This window comes from Solirubrum puertoriconensis (assembly GCF_001483135.1).
Lineage (GTDB): Bacteria > Bacteroidota > Bacteroidia > Cytophagales > Hymenobacteraceae > Solirubrum > Solirubrum puertoriconensis.
Genome location: NZ_LNAL01000007.1, coordinates 791,891 through 804,774 on the forward strand (window position 1 = coordinate 791,891; position 12,884 = coordinate 804,774).

Consider the following 12,884-nt stretch of genomic DNA (forward strand, 5'->3'; position numbering starts at 1 on the left):
GTTCGGCTACGGTCCGAACCTACGTCGCCCCAGCCGGTTTGGTCATTGCGTAATCCACCTAGGATTGGCAGCTCCGGCACCCCTTTTCATTTTCTGGCGTTCTGCGTACTTGTGCAGCCGTAGCGGCTGCTTGCTGGCGTCATTCCCGTTGTTACTGTTTCTTGTTCATGATCCGTCTGGCCATCCAGAAATCGGGCCGCCTCAGCGAAGACTCTTTGTCGTTGATTCGCGAGTGTGGCATTAGCTTCGTTAGCAGCTCGTACAAGCTCAAAACCGAAGCCACCAATTTCCCCCTCGAAATTCTTTACCTGCGCGACGACGACATTCCCGGCTACGTGCAGGACGGCGTAGCCGACCTCGGCGTGGTAGGCCAGAACGTGCTGGTTGAAGCCGGCCTGCCCGAGCTGGAGGTGGAACCCCTAGGTTTCAGCAAGTGCCGCTTGTCGTTGGCAGTGCCGCGCGGCGAGGCCTATGCATCGGTAGCCGATTTGCAGGGCAAGAACATTGCAACCTCGTACCCGCAAATCCTGGGTACTTACCTGGCGGGCCACGGCGTACAGGCCAATCTGCACACCATCAGCGGCTCGGTGGAAATTGCCCCGAGCATCGGGCTGGCCGACGCCATCTGCGACATCGTTTCGTCGGGCTCGACGCTGCTGGGCAATGGCCTGCGCGAAGTAGAAACCGTGTTTCGCTCCGAAGCCGTGCTGATTGCCAACCGCTCGTTGTCGGCCGAGAAGCAGAACCTGCTGGAGCAGCTGCAATTCCGGATGCAGGCCGTGCGCCGCGCCCGTCGCAACAAGTACATCGTGCTGAACGCGCCCGTGGCGTCGCTCGATGCCGTGAAGGCACTGCTGCCCGGTATCAAGTCGCCTACCGTAACGCCGTTGGCCGAGCAAGGCTGGGTGTCGGTGCAGTCGGTGGTGAATGAGGACGACTTTTGGCATGTTACCGATCAGCTGAAAGCCGTTGGTGCCGAAGGCATTCTGGTGCTGCCCATCGAGAAAATGATCAGCTAGTAGTGCTTATGCCTTAGCTGAATCGGGATTGAGCGGGTATGTGTTGCCAAGTGCACCTAGCCCGTTACGATAATCCTCAAGTGCTAAGCCCTAACACCAGAAGCCTACTACTACCAAAGCCCTAACAGATGCAAATCATACAATATCCTTCGCCGACTGAGTGGACTGCTTTGCAGCAGCGCCCGGCCCAAGGCGAAGCGAAGCAGGTGGAGCAGCGGGTGCGCGAAATCTTCGACGATGTGCGCCAGCGTGGCGACGAGGCCCTGCTGCACTACGCCGCCGTGCTCGATGGCGCAGCCCTAGGTAGCTTGCGCGTATCGCCCGAAGAAGTACGCGCCGCCATTGCCCAGGTACCCGCCGACTTGCAGGCCGCCATCCGGCAGGCTTACCAGAACATCGAACGATTCCACTCGGCCCAGCGCGAGAGCGAGCTACGCCTCGAAACCATGCCCGGCGTGGAGTGCTGGCGCCGCTCGGTGCCAGTGCAGCGCGTGGGCTTGTACATCCCAGGCGGCACGGCGCCGCTGTTCAGCACCTTGCTGATGCTCGGCGTACCCGCTCGCTTGGCTGGTTGCCCCGAAATCGTATTGTGCACGCCTCCCAGCAAAGATGGCTCCATCAACCCCGTGATTCTGTTCACGGCGGAGCTGCTGGGTATTGACACCATTATCAAAGCCGGCGGCGCCCAAGCCGTGGCCGCCCTTACTGGTGGTACCACCAGCGTACCTGCCGTCGATAAAATCTTTGGCCCCGGCAACCGCTACGTAACGGCCGCCAAGCAACTCGCCGCCCAGCGCGGGGTGGCCATTGATATGCCGGCCGGCCCTTCGGAAGTGCTGGTAATAGCCGATGAAACCGCCAACCCCGTGTTTGTAGCGGCCGACTTGCTCAGCCAAGCCGAGCACGGCCCCGATTCGCAAGTAGTGCTGCTTTCGAACTCGCCGCGCGTACTCGAGCAAGTAACCGCCGAGGTACAACGCCAGCTCACCGAACTACCCCGCCAGGAAGTAGCCGCCCTGGCCCTGCGGGAGAGCCGCGCCATTCTGCTGCGCACCCCCGAGGAAATGCTGCTGTTCTCGAACCAATATGCACCCGAGCACCTGATTCTGGCCGTTGACAATGCCGAAGCTATGGCCGCGGGCGTTACCAGCGCCGGCTCGGTGTTCCTAGGTCACCTCACGCCTGAAGCGGCCGGCGACTACGCCTCGGGTACCAATCACACGCTGCCCACCAACGGCTATGCCCGCAACTACAGCGGCGTGTCGCTCGATTCGTTTGTGAAGAAAATCACCTTCCAGCGCATCACGCCGGCGGGGCTGCGGGCCCTAGGTCCGGTGGTGGAAGCCATGGCCGAGGCGGAGGGCTTGCGCGCCCACGCTCGCGCCGTGACGCTGCGCCTGGAAGCAATCAACAATCAACAATGAGCAATGAACAGTTATTAATGCTGAGAACCGTCGGTAGCGCCCCGCTCACAGCATTGTCATTGTTCATTGATAATTGACCCCAATGAACCTCGACTCACTTATACGGCCCAACATCCGGGCTATGAAACCATACGCATCGGCCCGCGACGAATTTCAAGGCACGGCGCAGGTAATGCTCGATGCCAACGAAAACAGCCTGGGCTCGGTAGGTCCGCAGGCATTCAACCGCTATCCCGATCCGCTGCAGCGTGAGGTGAAAGCCGAAGTAGCCAAGCTGAAGCACGTTCGACCCGAGCAGATCTTTCTGGGCAACGGCTCCGACGAAGCCATCGACTTGCTGCTGCGCCTTACCTGCGTACCCGGCCACGACAGCATTGCCATTCTGCCGCCCACCTACGGCATGTACGAGGTAGCCGCCAACCTCAACGATGTTGCCATTGAGCGTATCCCGCTCACGGCCGACTTCCAGCTTTCGGCCGAGGCTATTAATAAGGTGTTGGCATCGGAGGCGAAAGTGGTATTCCTATGCTCGCCCAACAACCCCACCGGCAACCTGCTGCACCAAGAGGCCATCGAGCAAATTCTGCACGGCTTCCGCGGGATTGTGGTAGTGGATGAAGCATACATCGATTTTGCCGATGCCCCGAGCTGGACAACCCGCCTCGACGAGTTTGCTAACCTGGTGGTGCTGCAAACCTTCTCGAAGGCCTGGGGCATGGCCGGCCTGCGCCTAGGTATGGCCTTCGCCTCGGCCGAGCTCATCGGCTACCTCAACAAGATTAAGCCTCCATATAATATATCGGAGGCTACGCAGCAGCACGCCTTAGCTGGCTTGCGCGATGCCGGTCGCTTCGAGCAGATGCGACAGGAGCTGCTGACCGGCCGCGAGTGGCTGCAGCAGCAGTTGCCCGCAGTAGGCATTGTGGAAGAAGTTTTTCCGTCCGATGCCAACTTCTTGCTTGTGCGCTTCCGGACGGATGCCACGGCCGTGTACGAGTACCTGCTGAGCAAAGGCATTGTGGTGCGCAACCGTACCACCCAGCCCGGCTGCGCCGGCTGCCTGCGCCTTACGGTGGGTACGCCCGCCGAGAACGAGCAGCTTCTCCAAGCCCTGCAGCAATACGCCTAGGTACCTAAAGCCGCCCGGTTGCCAATGAGCTGGGCGGCTTTGTTCATTTAACAACCCCATAACGCGAGGCTCTTGGTCTCGCGCCCTTCACATGAAGAAAGTGCTTTTTATCGACCGTGACGGCACCATCCTGGTAGAGCCCCAGCCCAGCCAGCAGGTCGATAGCTTCGATAAGTTTCAGTTTCTGCCCGGCGCCATCAGCAACCTGGCACGCATTGCGCGCGAGCTCGACTACGAGCTGGTGCTCGTAACCAACCAGGATGGGCTTGGCACCGCGTCGTTTCCGGAGGATACGTTCTGGCCTTGCCAAAATCTGATGCTCGACATTTTGCGCGGCGAAGGGGTGGAGTTTGTGCGTAGCCACATCGACCGCAGCTTCCCGCACGAAAACCTGCCGACGCGCAAGCCCGGCATCGGCATGCTCACCGAGTACCTCGATCCGGCCAACGGCTACGACATGCCGAACTCCTACGTGCTCGGCGACCGAATCACCGACGTTCAGCTGGCCGAGAACCTAGGCTGCCAGTCCATCCTCATCAGCGACGAACTCACCGACGAGCGCGCCGCCCTCACAACTACCAGCTGGGATGCCATATACCAGTTTCTGCGCTTGCCCGCTCGCAAGGCGGTAGTACAACGCGATACCAACGAAACGAAAATTCGAGTAGAGCTGAACCTCGACGGCAGCGGCAAGCATAGCATAAAAACCGGCCTCGGATTTTTCGACCACATGCTCGATCAGCTGGCCAAGCACAGCGGGGTGGATATGCTGGTGGAGGTACAAGGCGACCTGCACATCGACGAGCACCACACCATCGAAGACACCGCCATTGCCATCGGCGAAGCTTTCAACCAAGCCATCGGCGATAAGCGCGGCGTGGCGCGCTATGGATTCTTGCTGCCCATGGATGACTCGTTGGCGCAAGCGGCCATCGATTTTTCGGGGCGGCCTTGGCTGGTGTGGGATGCATCGTTCAAGCGCGAAAAAGTGGGCGATATGCCTACTGAAATGTTTTACCATTTCTTTAAAAGTTTCTCCGATGCTGCTCGGTGCAACCTCAACATTAAGTGCGAAGGCGACAACGAGCACCACAAGATTGAGGCCATCTTCAAGGCAGTTGCGAAAGCCACCAAGGCAGCTTTGCAACGCGATGCCACCAAGATGGAAATACCTAGCACCAAAGGAGTTCTATAGTCATTTAACATATGTTTATACAAATGAGTAAAGTAGTATCTGAGTCTGTTTTCTGAGAGGATAGGATGCAGAAAAAATATTACTCATTTGCATAAACATTTGGTATAACGAAATGGAAATAGCAGTAATCGATTATAAAGGCGGCAACGTCCAGTCGGTGTTGTTTGCCCTGGAGCGCCTAGGTGTACAAGCAACCCTGACGGCTGATCATGACACGATACGCCGGGCCGACAAGATCTTGTTCCCGGGCGAAGGCGAAGCCGCATCGGCAATGCAGGAGCTGCGGGCCCAAGGCCTCGACAAACTCTTGCCCACGCTCGAGCAACCCTTCCTAGGTATATGCTTGGGCATGCAGCTGCTGGGGCAGCATAGCGAAGAGGGCGACACCGAATTACTCGGCATTCTGCCTTTCGAGGTGAAGCGCTTCGCAGCCGATTCCCAGCACAAAGTGCCGCATATGGGCTGGAACAACCTACAGCGTTTGCGCACACCGCTGTTCGAAGGCCTGCGCGAAGAAGATTTCGTGTACTTCGTGCACAGCTACTACGCACCCGTGGGCAACTACACCATTGCCGAAGCGGCTTACCCGGCGCCATTCAGCGCGGCGGTGCAGCACCGCAACTTCTACGCCGTGCAGTTTCACGCCGAAAAAAGCGGTCCGGTAGGTACCCGCATCCTTCAGAACTTTTTGGCGCTTTAACCTAGGGCTGCCAGAACACATACCCGACTCCATGGAAATAATACCCGCCATCGACCTAATTGGTGGCCAGTGCGTGCGCCTCACCGAAGGCGACTTTGCCCAGCAAACCACCTACGACTCCGACCCCTTGGCCGTAGCCCAACGTTTCGAGCAGCACGGCATGCGCCGCCTGCATCTCGTCGACCTCGACGGCGCGCGGGCTAAGCGTCCTGTAAACCTGCCGGTGCTCGAGCGCATCGCCCGCCATACCAACCTCGTTATCGATTTTGGCGGTGGCCTGCAGCAGGAGGAATCCGTACGGCAAGCCTTCGATGCCGGTGCGGCGCAAATCACGGCGGGCAGCATTGCCGTGCGCGAGCCCGACACCGTGCAGGCATGGCTGCGCAGCTTCGGGCCGGAGCGCATAATCGTGGGTGCCGATTTTCGCGACAACCACATCTCCATAAACGCCTGGGCCGAGCAATCGGAGCGTACCCTGGCCGAGTTTGTAGCGGCTTACCTAGGCGCCGGTGCTTCCACTTTTGTGTGCACCGACGTCAGCAAGGATGGCAAGCTGCGAGGCCCCTCCCTAGGTGCCTACAAAGCCTTGCGCGCCGAATTGCCGCATGCGCAGCTGGTAGCCAGCGGTGGCGTAACCACCATTGCCGACGTGGAGGCTCTGGCCGAAGTAGGCATGCACGGCGCCATTATCGGCAAAGCCATATACGAGGGCACCATCCGGCTCGAAGACCTTCGCCGGTTCGTGGCCTAGGTTGCTTTCTGTACTTTCAACCAAAAGAAGATGCTTACCAAACGCATCATTCCGTGCCTCGATGTAAAAGACGGCCGCACCGTGAAGGGCATCCGCTTCGAGGGTTTGCGCGACGCCGGTGACCCGGTAGCCCTGGCCTCGCAGTACGCCAAGCAGGGCGCCGATGAGCTGGTGTTCCTCGATATAACCGCTACCAACCAGAAACGCCAAACGCTGGTGGCGCTAGTGCGCGACGTAGCCCGCGAGCTAGACATCCCGTTTACCGTAGGCGGGGGCATTGGGGCCGTGGCCGATGTGGAGGCGCTGCTGCTCAACGGGGCAGATAAGGTGTCGATCAACTCGGCCGCCTTGCAGCGCCCCGAGCTGATTGATGAGCTGGCCCGGCGCTTCGGTTCGCAGTGCATTGTGGTGGCCGTAGATGCCCGCCACACGCCCGAAGCCGGGTGGCAGGTGTATACCCGCGCCGGTACCGTGGCTACGGGCCTCGATGCCGTGGCGTGGTGCCGCGAAGCCGCCGAGCGCGGCGCCGGCGAGCTGCTGCTTACCTCCATGAGCCACGACGGCACCAAAGATGGCTTTGCGCTGGATGTAACCGGCGCCGTGTGCCAGGCCGTGAGCGTGCCCGTTATTGCCTCGGGCGGGGCGGGCAAGATGGAGCACTTCACCGACGTGTTTCAGCAGGCCCAGGCCGATGCAGGCTTAGCGGCTAGCATCTTCCACTTCGGCGAAATCGGCATTCCCGACCTCAAGCAACACCTGCGAGCCGCCGGCCTGCCGGTGCGGATCTAGAGTTTAAGTTGTCAGTTGTTCGTTGTCGGTGCACAAACCGACCGAAGGCTGGCAGCTGACAACGAACAACTGACAAGCAATGAACTTTGACTTCGAAAAAATGGGCGGGCTGATTCCGGCCGTGGTGCAGGATGCCGACACCGGGCAGGTGTTGATGCTGGGCTACGTGAACGAGGAGGCGCTGCGCAAAACCGAGCAGGAGGGACGCATTACCTTTTTCTCGCGCTCCAAGAATAGGCTCTGGACGAAAGGCGAAACCAGCGGCCACTACCTAACCGTGGTAAGCCTGCACCCTGACTGCGACAACGATGCGCTGCTTATTCGGGCCCGGCCCGATGGCCCTACGTGCCACCGCGGCACCGTAAGCTGTTTTGAGCAGGAGGAGCAAGCGGCGTTGCCAACCGCCCCGGTGAGCTTTCTGGCCGAGCTGGAGCGGTTGGTAACCCGCAGGCAGCAGAACCCCGATGAAGAACCGAATTCGTACACGGTAAAGCTATTTCAGAAGGGCCTGCCCAAAATTGCCCAGAAAGTAGGCGAGGAGGCCGTAGAAACGGTTATTGACGCGGTAGCGGGTAATACCGAAGGCCTGAAAGGCGAGGCCGCTGATTTGCTCTACCACCTGCTGGTGCTGCTCCGCGCTTCGGACTTAGGCATTGAGGACGTGGTGGAGGTGCTGCGCCAACGGCACAGCACTATTTCGGCGGGTGTGCGTCGGGAGTAAAGCCTAGGGTGAATTGGCCTGACGCTTAAAAAGCCCCAGAGCCGCGGAGAAATTTCTACTGCGGCTCTGGGGCTTTTGCTTTATAATGAATGCTCAGGCTAAAATCTATATCCAGCGTGTAGGGCTACAGCCAAGCCTGTCAAGTGGAAAAAGTACTTGGATGTGGATTGCACGTACATCCTTTGGTTGTCATCCCAGATGTACTTCCGGCGAAAACCCAATGCCACATCGGGCCCTAGGTTGAAATCAAATGTGAAGCGTTGCCCCAGTTGGCACTGCCGGCCTAGGCGAAAGGTTAGGCTTTGCCCATGGAGAAAGTTGCTGTCTGTTTCTGAACTATGCATATCGCCCAGAAAGCTGGCGCCCCCGGCCGCATACCAGCCTACCAGAGCGGGTTTGGCCGGTTGCAAATACCGGCGGTAGGTAAACTCGGCTGTAAATTCACGGGTGCGGTAAAAGTCACCGAAGCTGGTGCGGTGTGTACGTTGCCAGTACACAACGGCACCCTGTAAGCTGGAGTGGGCACCGATCTGCCGTTCGTAGCCGGCGTAAACGCCACCGTTCCAGCTGGCTTGCAAGCCCAGCTTGAGGGCTTGTGCTTTGCCTGCAGGCGTGGTTTGAGCCGGCCCGACGCTTGGTTCGGGTTGTGCCCGCGAGACAAGCGGTGAAAGGCCGAACAGGACCGCAACTGAGGCGGTTAAAATGTGCTTCATCGGATTTACTGGGTGTATAGCATTACAATCAATGCCTGCGTCGGCCTTGCTATATAGCAGCGTAAAAATAAACGCCAACGTGGCGCAATACCGCACGCCGCACCGGGCGAGCGGAGGCGCAAGCAATGCAGCCCAATTTCCTGCCTACCTTGCAGGTCGTTTTCTTAGTTATGCCCGATAACTCCCGCTACCTCTCCACGCAGTCGTTTACCGTTTTGGTGCCGGTTTTCAACGAAGAAGAAAGCCTGCAGCAGTTTGTGGTTGAGATGAACAAGTTTCTGGAGGTAACTCCGGTAGCTACTACCGTGCTCTTCGTCAACGACGGCTCTACCGACGGCTCCTTGGCCCTGATGCGCAACATTTGCCGCCAGGACTCCCGCTACGAGTTCGTGTCGCTGGCGCAGAACCGCGGACTAAGCACGGCCATTAAGGCTGGTATCGACCATGCACGTGGTACGCTGGTGGGTTACATCGACTCGGATATCCAGACCACGCCCATGGACTTTCTGGAGTTGCTGCCGTTCTTGCCCGAGTACGATATGGTAACGGGTATCCGGGCCAAGCGCCAGGATTCGCCGGTAAAACTATTGTCGTCGAAAATCGCCAACAATTTTCGGCGGCTGATGATTAACGATGGGATAGTAGACACGGGATGCCCGCTGAAAATTCTGAAAATTGAGTACGCCCGGCGTATTCCGCTGTTCCATGGCATGCACCGCTTCCTAGGTGCGTTGGTGCAGTTGCAAGGCGGCAAGGTAAAGCAGCTACCGGTGCGGCACTTTCCGCGCTTTGCCGGCACGGCCAAGTACAACCTCTGGAACCGGCTTTGGAAGCCCCTAGTAGATACCTTCGGCTACCGCTGGATTCGCTCGCGCTGGAAGAACTACGAAGTAGGAGAGAAGCACCACGCCGCCTAGGCACCCGCTGGCATGAAGACCGAAACCGTTGCCTTGTTGATTGGCCTTGCCTCGCAGCTGCTGTTCTCGAGCCGCATTGTGGTGCAATGGGTACAGAGCGAGCGGGCCAAGCGGGTACTGGTGCCCAGCGTATTCTGGCAAATCAGCCTGGTGTCTTCGTTTCTGATGATCATCTACGGGATGCTGCGCCACGACCCGATCATTCTAGGGGCGCAAATCATCAGCTACGCCATCTACATCCGCAACCTGCAGCTGCTGGGCGAGTGGGTTAAGCTACACCCGGTGTTTCGGTTTGCATCGTACGCGTTTCCGCTGGCATCCCTCGGTTGGTTTGTGGCCGGTGCGCCGCATTTCAGCTTGCAAGCCATGCTGGCCTCGCGCATACCCGGTGGCTGGCTGCTGCTCGGGGCGGTGGGACAAACGGTTTTCCTGCTGCGCTTTGTATACCAATGGCTCTATTCGGAGCGCAAGGGCGAATCGGTGCTGCCGTTGGGTTTCTGGCTTGTCAGCTTTGTGGGCTCCGTGATGATTCTGATTTACGCCGCCTTGCGCCACGATGCCGTGCTTATCCTCGGTAACGTATTCGGTACGGTGGTGTATGCCCGCAACATTGTGCTGCTGCGGCGTGAGTTGAGGCAGCCCAGCACCCGCCCACAAGGGCAAGCCGCGCCGTTAAAGGAACAAACCGAGGTCCAGGCCAGCTAACGCAGCTGCCTGGCTATGGCCATTGTTAAACCTGCGCCGGAGCGGGTACGGCATCCAGCCAGTTAACAAACTCCAGCAGGCCGGCTTCGAGCGAGGTTGTTGGGTTGTAACCGAGCAACTGCTGCGCCTTGCTGATGTCGGCATAGGTTACATCTACATCGCCCGCTTGCATGGCCTGAAACTGCAGTTCGGGCGCTACGCCCACGGCTTTGCCGATGGCCTCGATCAGCGCGAGCAGCGGCACCGGGCGGTTATTGCCTAGGTTAACAGTTTCGTACACCTGGGAGTGAGCCAGCAGGTAATTTACGCCTCGTACTATTCCATCCACGGTATCGGCCACGTAAGTGTAGTCGCGTGCAGTGGAGCCATCCCCAAACACGGGTATGGGCTGCCCGTTGCGCAGCAACCGGATGAACTTATGAATGGCCAGATCGGGCCGCTGGCGTGGGCCGTACACCGTAAAGAAGCGCGCATTCAGCACGCTTAGCCGGTAGAGATGGTGGTAGGTGTAGGTGAGTTGTTCGCCGGCGAGCTTAGAGGCAGCATAAGGCGAAATGCACGATGCCAGCAGGGGCTCATCTTCGCGGAAGGGCCGGTTGAGGGTGTTGCCATACACCGACGACGAAGAAGCAAACAGCAAGCGTTCAATCTTGTTCCGCCGCATCCACTCCAGTAGGTAGGTAGTGCCCACCACGTTGTTATCGAGATAGGCAACGGGCTCTTTTACTGATGGGCCAACACCCGCTTTGGCCGCCAGGTGCACTACTACCTCCGGCGCTTCGTCGGCAAAGGCTTCATTCAGCGCCTCTACGCCTTGCCGCAGGTCCAGCTCAGCAAACACAAAGTTGGGGTGGCTCAGCAGGCTGCTTAGGTTTTGCTGCTTGATTTCGCGTGGGTAAAAAGCGTCGAAGTTGTCGAGCCCGCACACGCGAAAACCATCGGCCAGCAACCGCTCGCAAAGGTGCGAGCCGATAAAGCCTGCGCAACCTGTAACCAGAACCGTGGGCATGTGTTTATGAGCAGGTGGAGGGGTGAGCATGAGAGCGGCAAAGGTATAAGAAATGCTATGCTGCAATTGTGCAATGCGGCGTAGCTTTTACGCATGAGCTTCGTACTAGGCGCAGGCTGTTATAATAATTATGGGCGACACATTGTTTACGGCAGCGGGCTGGCCCCGCAGTTGGGTACGCTGGGTGGTGTTGGGGCTGGTGTTGGGGTGCGGTTTGTTTGTGGAGCTAGGTGCTCCCGAAATCGGCCTGATGGAAGCCCGGAATTTTGTAGCCGCCCGCGAGATTCATGCCGGTGGCTCGTGGTTACTGCCCACCATGAACGGTGAGCTGCGGCTCGCCAAACCGCCTTTGCCAACCTGGCTTGTAGCGGGCGTAATGCACCTAACCGGCAGTACCACCGACCTAGGGCTGCTGCGCTTGCCCTCGGCTATTGGAGCCTGCCTGCTGGTCGTGTTCTTCTGGTTGCTGGCGCGCCAGCTCACACCCGCCCACGACGAAGGCCGTACCGCTTGGTTGGCGGCGTTGGTTTTGGCTAGTTCCCTGTTGCTGCTTACCGTCGGCCGCGATGGCAACGGTTGGGATGTGTATACCTACTGCTTCTCAACCGGGGCATTGGCGGCGGCAGTACGCGGGCTGAGCCAAGCCCGGAAGGAGTGGGGTTGGTTTGTCCTAGGTGGCCTGTTGTTGGGCTTGTCGGCACTCAGCAAAGGGCCAGTGGGTTTGTACGGTCTGGTGCTGCCCTTTAGTATCGCCTATGCCTGGAAGGGTGATTTCGCTGCTCTGCGTAAGTATAAATGGCACTTGTTGCTGATGTTTGGGCTCGGGCTGCTTGTTGCTGCCGCTTGGCCCGCGTATGTATACCTCAACCATGCCACCGAGGCGGCGCAAGTGGCCGAGGCCGAAAGTACCTCGTGGGTAAACCGGCACGTCAAGTCGGTGTGGTATTACCTCAACTTTCCCGTTTTCACTGGGCTTTGGGCTTTAGCTGCCCTATGTGCACTCGTTTGGCCATTTGCCCGTCGGCGTAGCCAAGCCTATGTGCCGTATGCTTTCGCGCTGGTATGGGCGCTTGTCACCATCCTATTGCTCTCGTTAGTACCCGAAAAGAAGGAGCGCTACCTGTTGCCCGTAATGCTGCCGATGGCATTGCTCGTTGCGGGGCTGCTGCGGTATTGGCTCGAAACGGCGCCGCAACACTTCAAAGGGGCGGATGTATGGCTGCTGCGCTTTTGGGCCGTAGTGTTAGGCCTGCTGGTATTAACTGCTCCCGTAGCCTTGCTGGTGCTGCAACTTCCCTCATTTAGTGTTGGTTCGCTGCGATACTGGGTGTTTGCAACAGTATGCGTGGCCCTGGCCGTTGGGCTTTGGTTGTCGGCAGGCAAGCATTTGGCAGCAGGGGTGGTGGCCTGTACTACTCTTATTGTTGTCACGGCCACGACTCTCCTGATGCCCGCTTATCCCGAATGGCGCAGGCGGCGCGACGATGCTGGCTTACGTCGGCAGTCGTCGGTGGTGGCCAAACACCGTCTGTTGCGCATACTCCCGGTGTACAGCCTAAGTCCGATGAACGTTAAGTGGGTCTGGGCTGCAGGTAGGGTAGTTCCCCTTGTGAGCTCTGCCTCAAAGTCGTTACCCTTCCGTAAACTTCCGGTAGTGATGTATGCTGCCCAGCGGGGTGAGGTGGCTGTACCCAAGGCTTGGCTGAAACAACTGCGCGTTGTCACCATCGACAGCTTCAATCTAAGCCACCATCACGCCGATGGCAAGTGGTACGTAAATATGGTGATGAAGCGGTAGCCACCTGTTTACTT

At 58.7% G+C, this 12,884-nt stretch carries 13 protein-coding genes; 11 read left to right on the forward strand and 2 right to left on the reverse strand.

Features of this window, described 5'->3' with window-relative positions; all coding sequences use genetic code 11:
* The first annotated feature begins 167 nt into the window (after positions 1-167).
* The 8 genes from hisG to hisIE all read left to right on the forward strand — a co-directional run bounded on the left by hisG (position 168) and on the right by hisIE (position 7,728).
* Positions 168-1,019 (forward strand): ATP phosphoribosyltransferase, encoded by an 852-nt coding sequence (hisG, locus tag ASU33_RS13895; protein WP_059071413.1) that lies wholly within the window; start codon positions 168-170, stop codon positions 1,017-1,019.
* A 128-nt stretch (positions 1,020-1,147) separates the two neighbouring features.
* Positions 1,148-2,443 carry a histidinol dehydrogenase gene (gene hisD, locus ASU33_RS13900; RefSeq protein WP_059071414.1) on the forward strand — a complete coding sequence of 432 codons (1,296 nt, stop codon included), beginning with the start codon at positions 1,148-1,150 and terminating at the stop codon, positions 2,441-2,443.
* An 82-nt stretch (positions 2,444-2,525) separates the two neighbouring features.
* Positions 2,526-3,572 (forward strand): histidinol-phosphate transaminase, encoded by a 1,047-nt coding sequence (hisC, locus tag ASU33_RS13905; protein WP_059071415.1) that lies wholly within the window; start codon positions 2,526-2,528, stop codon positions 3,570-3,572.
* Between the two features lie 91 nt (positions 3,573-3,663).
* Positions 3,664-4,767, forward strand: coding sequence for a bifunctional histidinol-phosphatase/imidazoleglycerol-phosphate dehydratase HisB (gene hisB / locus ASU33_RS13910; RefSeq protein WP_059071416.1), 1,104 nt, complete (start codon positions 3,664-3,666; stop codon positions 4,765-4,767).
* A 112-nt stretch (positions 4,768-4,879) separates the two neighbouring features.
* The gene (gene hisH / locus ASU33_RS13915; RefSeq protein WP_059071417.1) at positions 4,880-5,467 is read left to right on the forward strand and encodes an imidazole glycerol phosphate synthase subunit HisH; all 588 of its coding nucleotides are present in this window, start codon (positions 4,880-4,882) and stop codon (positions 5,465-5,467) included.
* A gap of 31 nt (positions 5,468-5,498) precedes the next feature.
* Positions 5,499-6,218, forward strand: a complete 720-nt coding sequence (hisA, locus tag ASU33_RS13920) for a 1-(5-phosphoribosyl)-5-[(5-phosphoribosylamino)methylideneamino]imidazole-4-carboxamide isomerase (protein ID WP_059071418.1) — start codon at positions 5,499-5,501, stop codon at positions 6,216-6,218.
* Positions 6,219-6,248: 30 nt separating this feature from the next.
* Positions 6,249-7,007, forward strand: coding sequence for an imidazole glycerol phosphate synthase subunit HisF (hisF, locus tag ASU33_RS13925; protein ID WP_059071419.1), 759 nt, complete (start codon positions 6,249-6,251; stop codon positions 7,005-7,007).
* Positions 7,008-7,086: 79 nt separating this feature from the next.
* Entirely contained in the window at positions 7,087-7,728 is a 642-nt protein-coding gene (hisIE, locus tag ASU33_RS13930) for a bifunctional phosphoribosyl-AMP cyclohydrolase/phosphoribosyl-ATP diphosphatase HisIE (protein ID WP_059071420.1), read from the forward strand.
* A 98-nt stretch (positions 7,729-7,826) separates the two neighbouring features.
* On the opposite strand, the gene ASU33_RS13935 is transcribed toward hisIE, so the two are convergent.
* Positions 7,827-8,519 carry a hypothetical protein gene (locus tag ASU33_RS13935; protein WP_149867220.1) on the reverse strand — a complete coding sequence of 231 codons (693 nt, stop codon included), beginning with the start codon at positions 8,517-8,519 and terminating at the stop codon, positions 7,827-7,829.
* 92 nt (positions 8,520-8,611) lie between these two features.
* Here ASU33_RS13935 and ASU33_RS13940 point away from each other — a divergent pair, with 92 nt between their 5' ends.
* Positions 8,612-9,358, forward strand: a complete 747-nt coding sequence (locus ASU33_RS13940) for a glycosyltransferase (protein WP_059071504.1) — start codon at positions 8,612-8,614, stop codon at positions 9,356-9,358.
* Between the two features lie 12 nt (positions 9,359-9,370).
* A complete protein-coding gene (locus ASU33_RS13945; protein WP_078063126.1) occupies positions 9,371-10,063 on the forward strand; it encodes a lipid-A-disaccharide synthase N-terminal domain-containing protein in 693 nt (230 codons plus the stop codon).
* A gap of 25 nt (positions 10,064-10,088) precedes the next feature.
* On the opposite strand, the gene ASU33_RS13950 is transcribed toward ASU33_RS13945, so the two are convergent.
* Positions 10,089-11,072: a GDP-mannose 4,6-dehydratase gene (locus ASU33_RS13950; protein WP_059071422.1), complete on the reverse strand. Its 984-nt coding sequence runs from the start codon at positions 11,070-11,072 to the stop codon at positions 10,089-10,091.
* Positions 11,073-11,202: 130 nt separating this feature from the next.
* Between ASU33_RS13950 and ASU33_RS13955 the strand changes: the two genes are divergently transcribed.
* The gene (locus ASU33_RS13955; protein WP_059071423.1) at positions 11,203-12,870 is read left to right on the forward strand and encodes an ArnT family glycosyltransferase; all 1,668 of its coding nucleotides are present in this window, start codon (positions 11,203-11,205) and stop codon (positions 12,868-12,870) included.
* The last annotated feature ends 14 nt before the right edge of the window (positions 12,871-12,884 follow it).

Coding starts and splice junctions, on each gene's coding strand:
- hisG (WP_059071413.1), top strand. CDS start 168: ATGATCCGTCTGGCCATCCAGAAATCGGGCCGCCTCAGCGAAGACTCT.
- hisD (WP_059071414.1), top strand. CDS start 1,148: ATGCAAATCATACAATATCCTTCGCCGACTGAGTGGACTGCTTTGCAG.
- hisC (WP_059071415.1), top strand. CDS start 2,526: ATGAACCTCGACTCACTTATACGGCCCAACATCCGGGCTATGAAACCA.
- hisB (WP_059071416.1), top strand. CDS start 3,664: ATGAAGAAAGTGCTTTTTATCGACCGTGACGGCACCATCCTGGTAGAG.
- hisH (WP_059071417.1), top strand. CDS start 4,880: ATGGAAATAGCAGTAATCGATTATAAAGGCGGCAACGTCCAGTCGGTG.
- hisA (WP_059071418.1), top strand. CDS start 5,499: ATGGAAATAATACCCGCCATCGACCTAATTGGTGGCCAGTGCGTGCGC.
- hisF (WP_059071419.1), top strand. CDS start 6,249: ATGCTTACCAAACGCATCATTCCGTGCCTCGATGTAAAAGACGGCCGC.
- hisIE (WP_059071420.1), top strand. CDS start 7,087: ATGAACTTTGACTTCGAAAAAATGGGCGGGCTGATTCCGGCCGTGGTG.
- ASU33_RS13940 (WP_059071504.1), top strand. CDS start 8,612: ATGCCCGATAACTCCCGCTACCTCTCCACGCAGTCGTTTACCGTTTTG.
- ASU33_RS13945 (WP_078063126.1), top strand. CDS start 9,371: ATGAAGACCGAAACCGTTGCCTTGTTGATTGGCCTTGCCTCGCAGCTG.
- ASU33_RS13950 (WP_059071422.1), bottom strand. CDS start 11,072: ATGCCCACGGTTCTGGTTACAGGTTGCGCAGGCTTTATCGGCTCGCAC.
- ASU33_RS13955 (WP_059071423.1), top strand. CDS start 11,203: ATGGGCGACACATTGTTTACGGCAGCGGGCTGGCCCCGCAGTTGGGTA.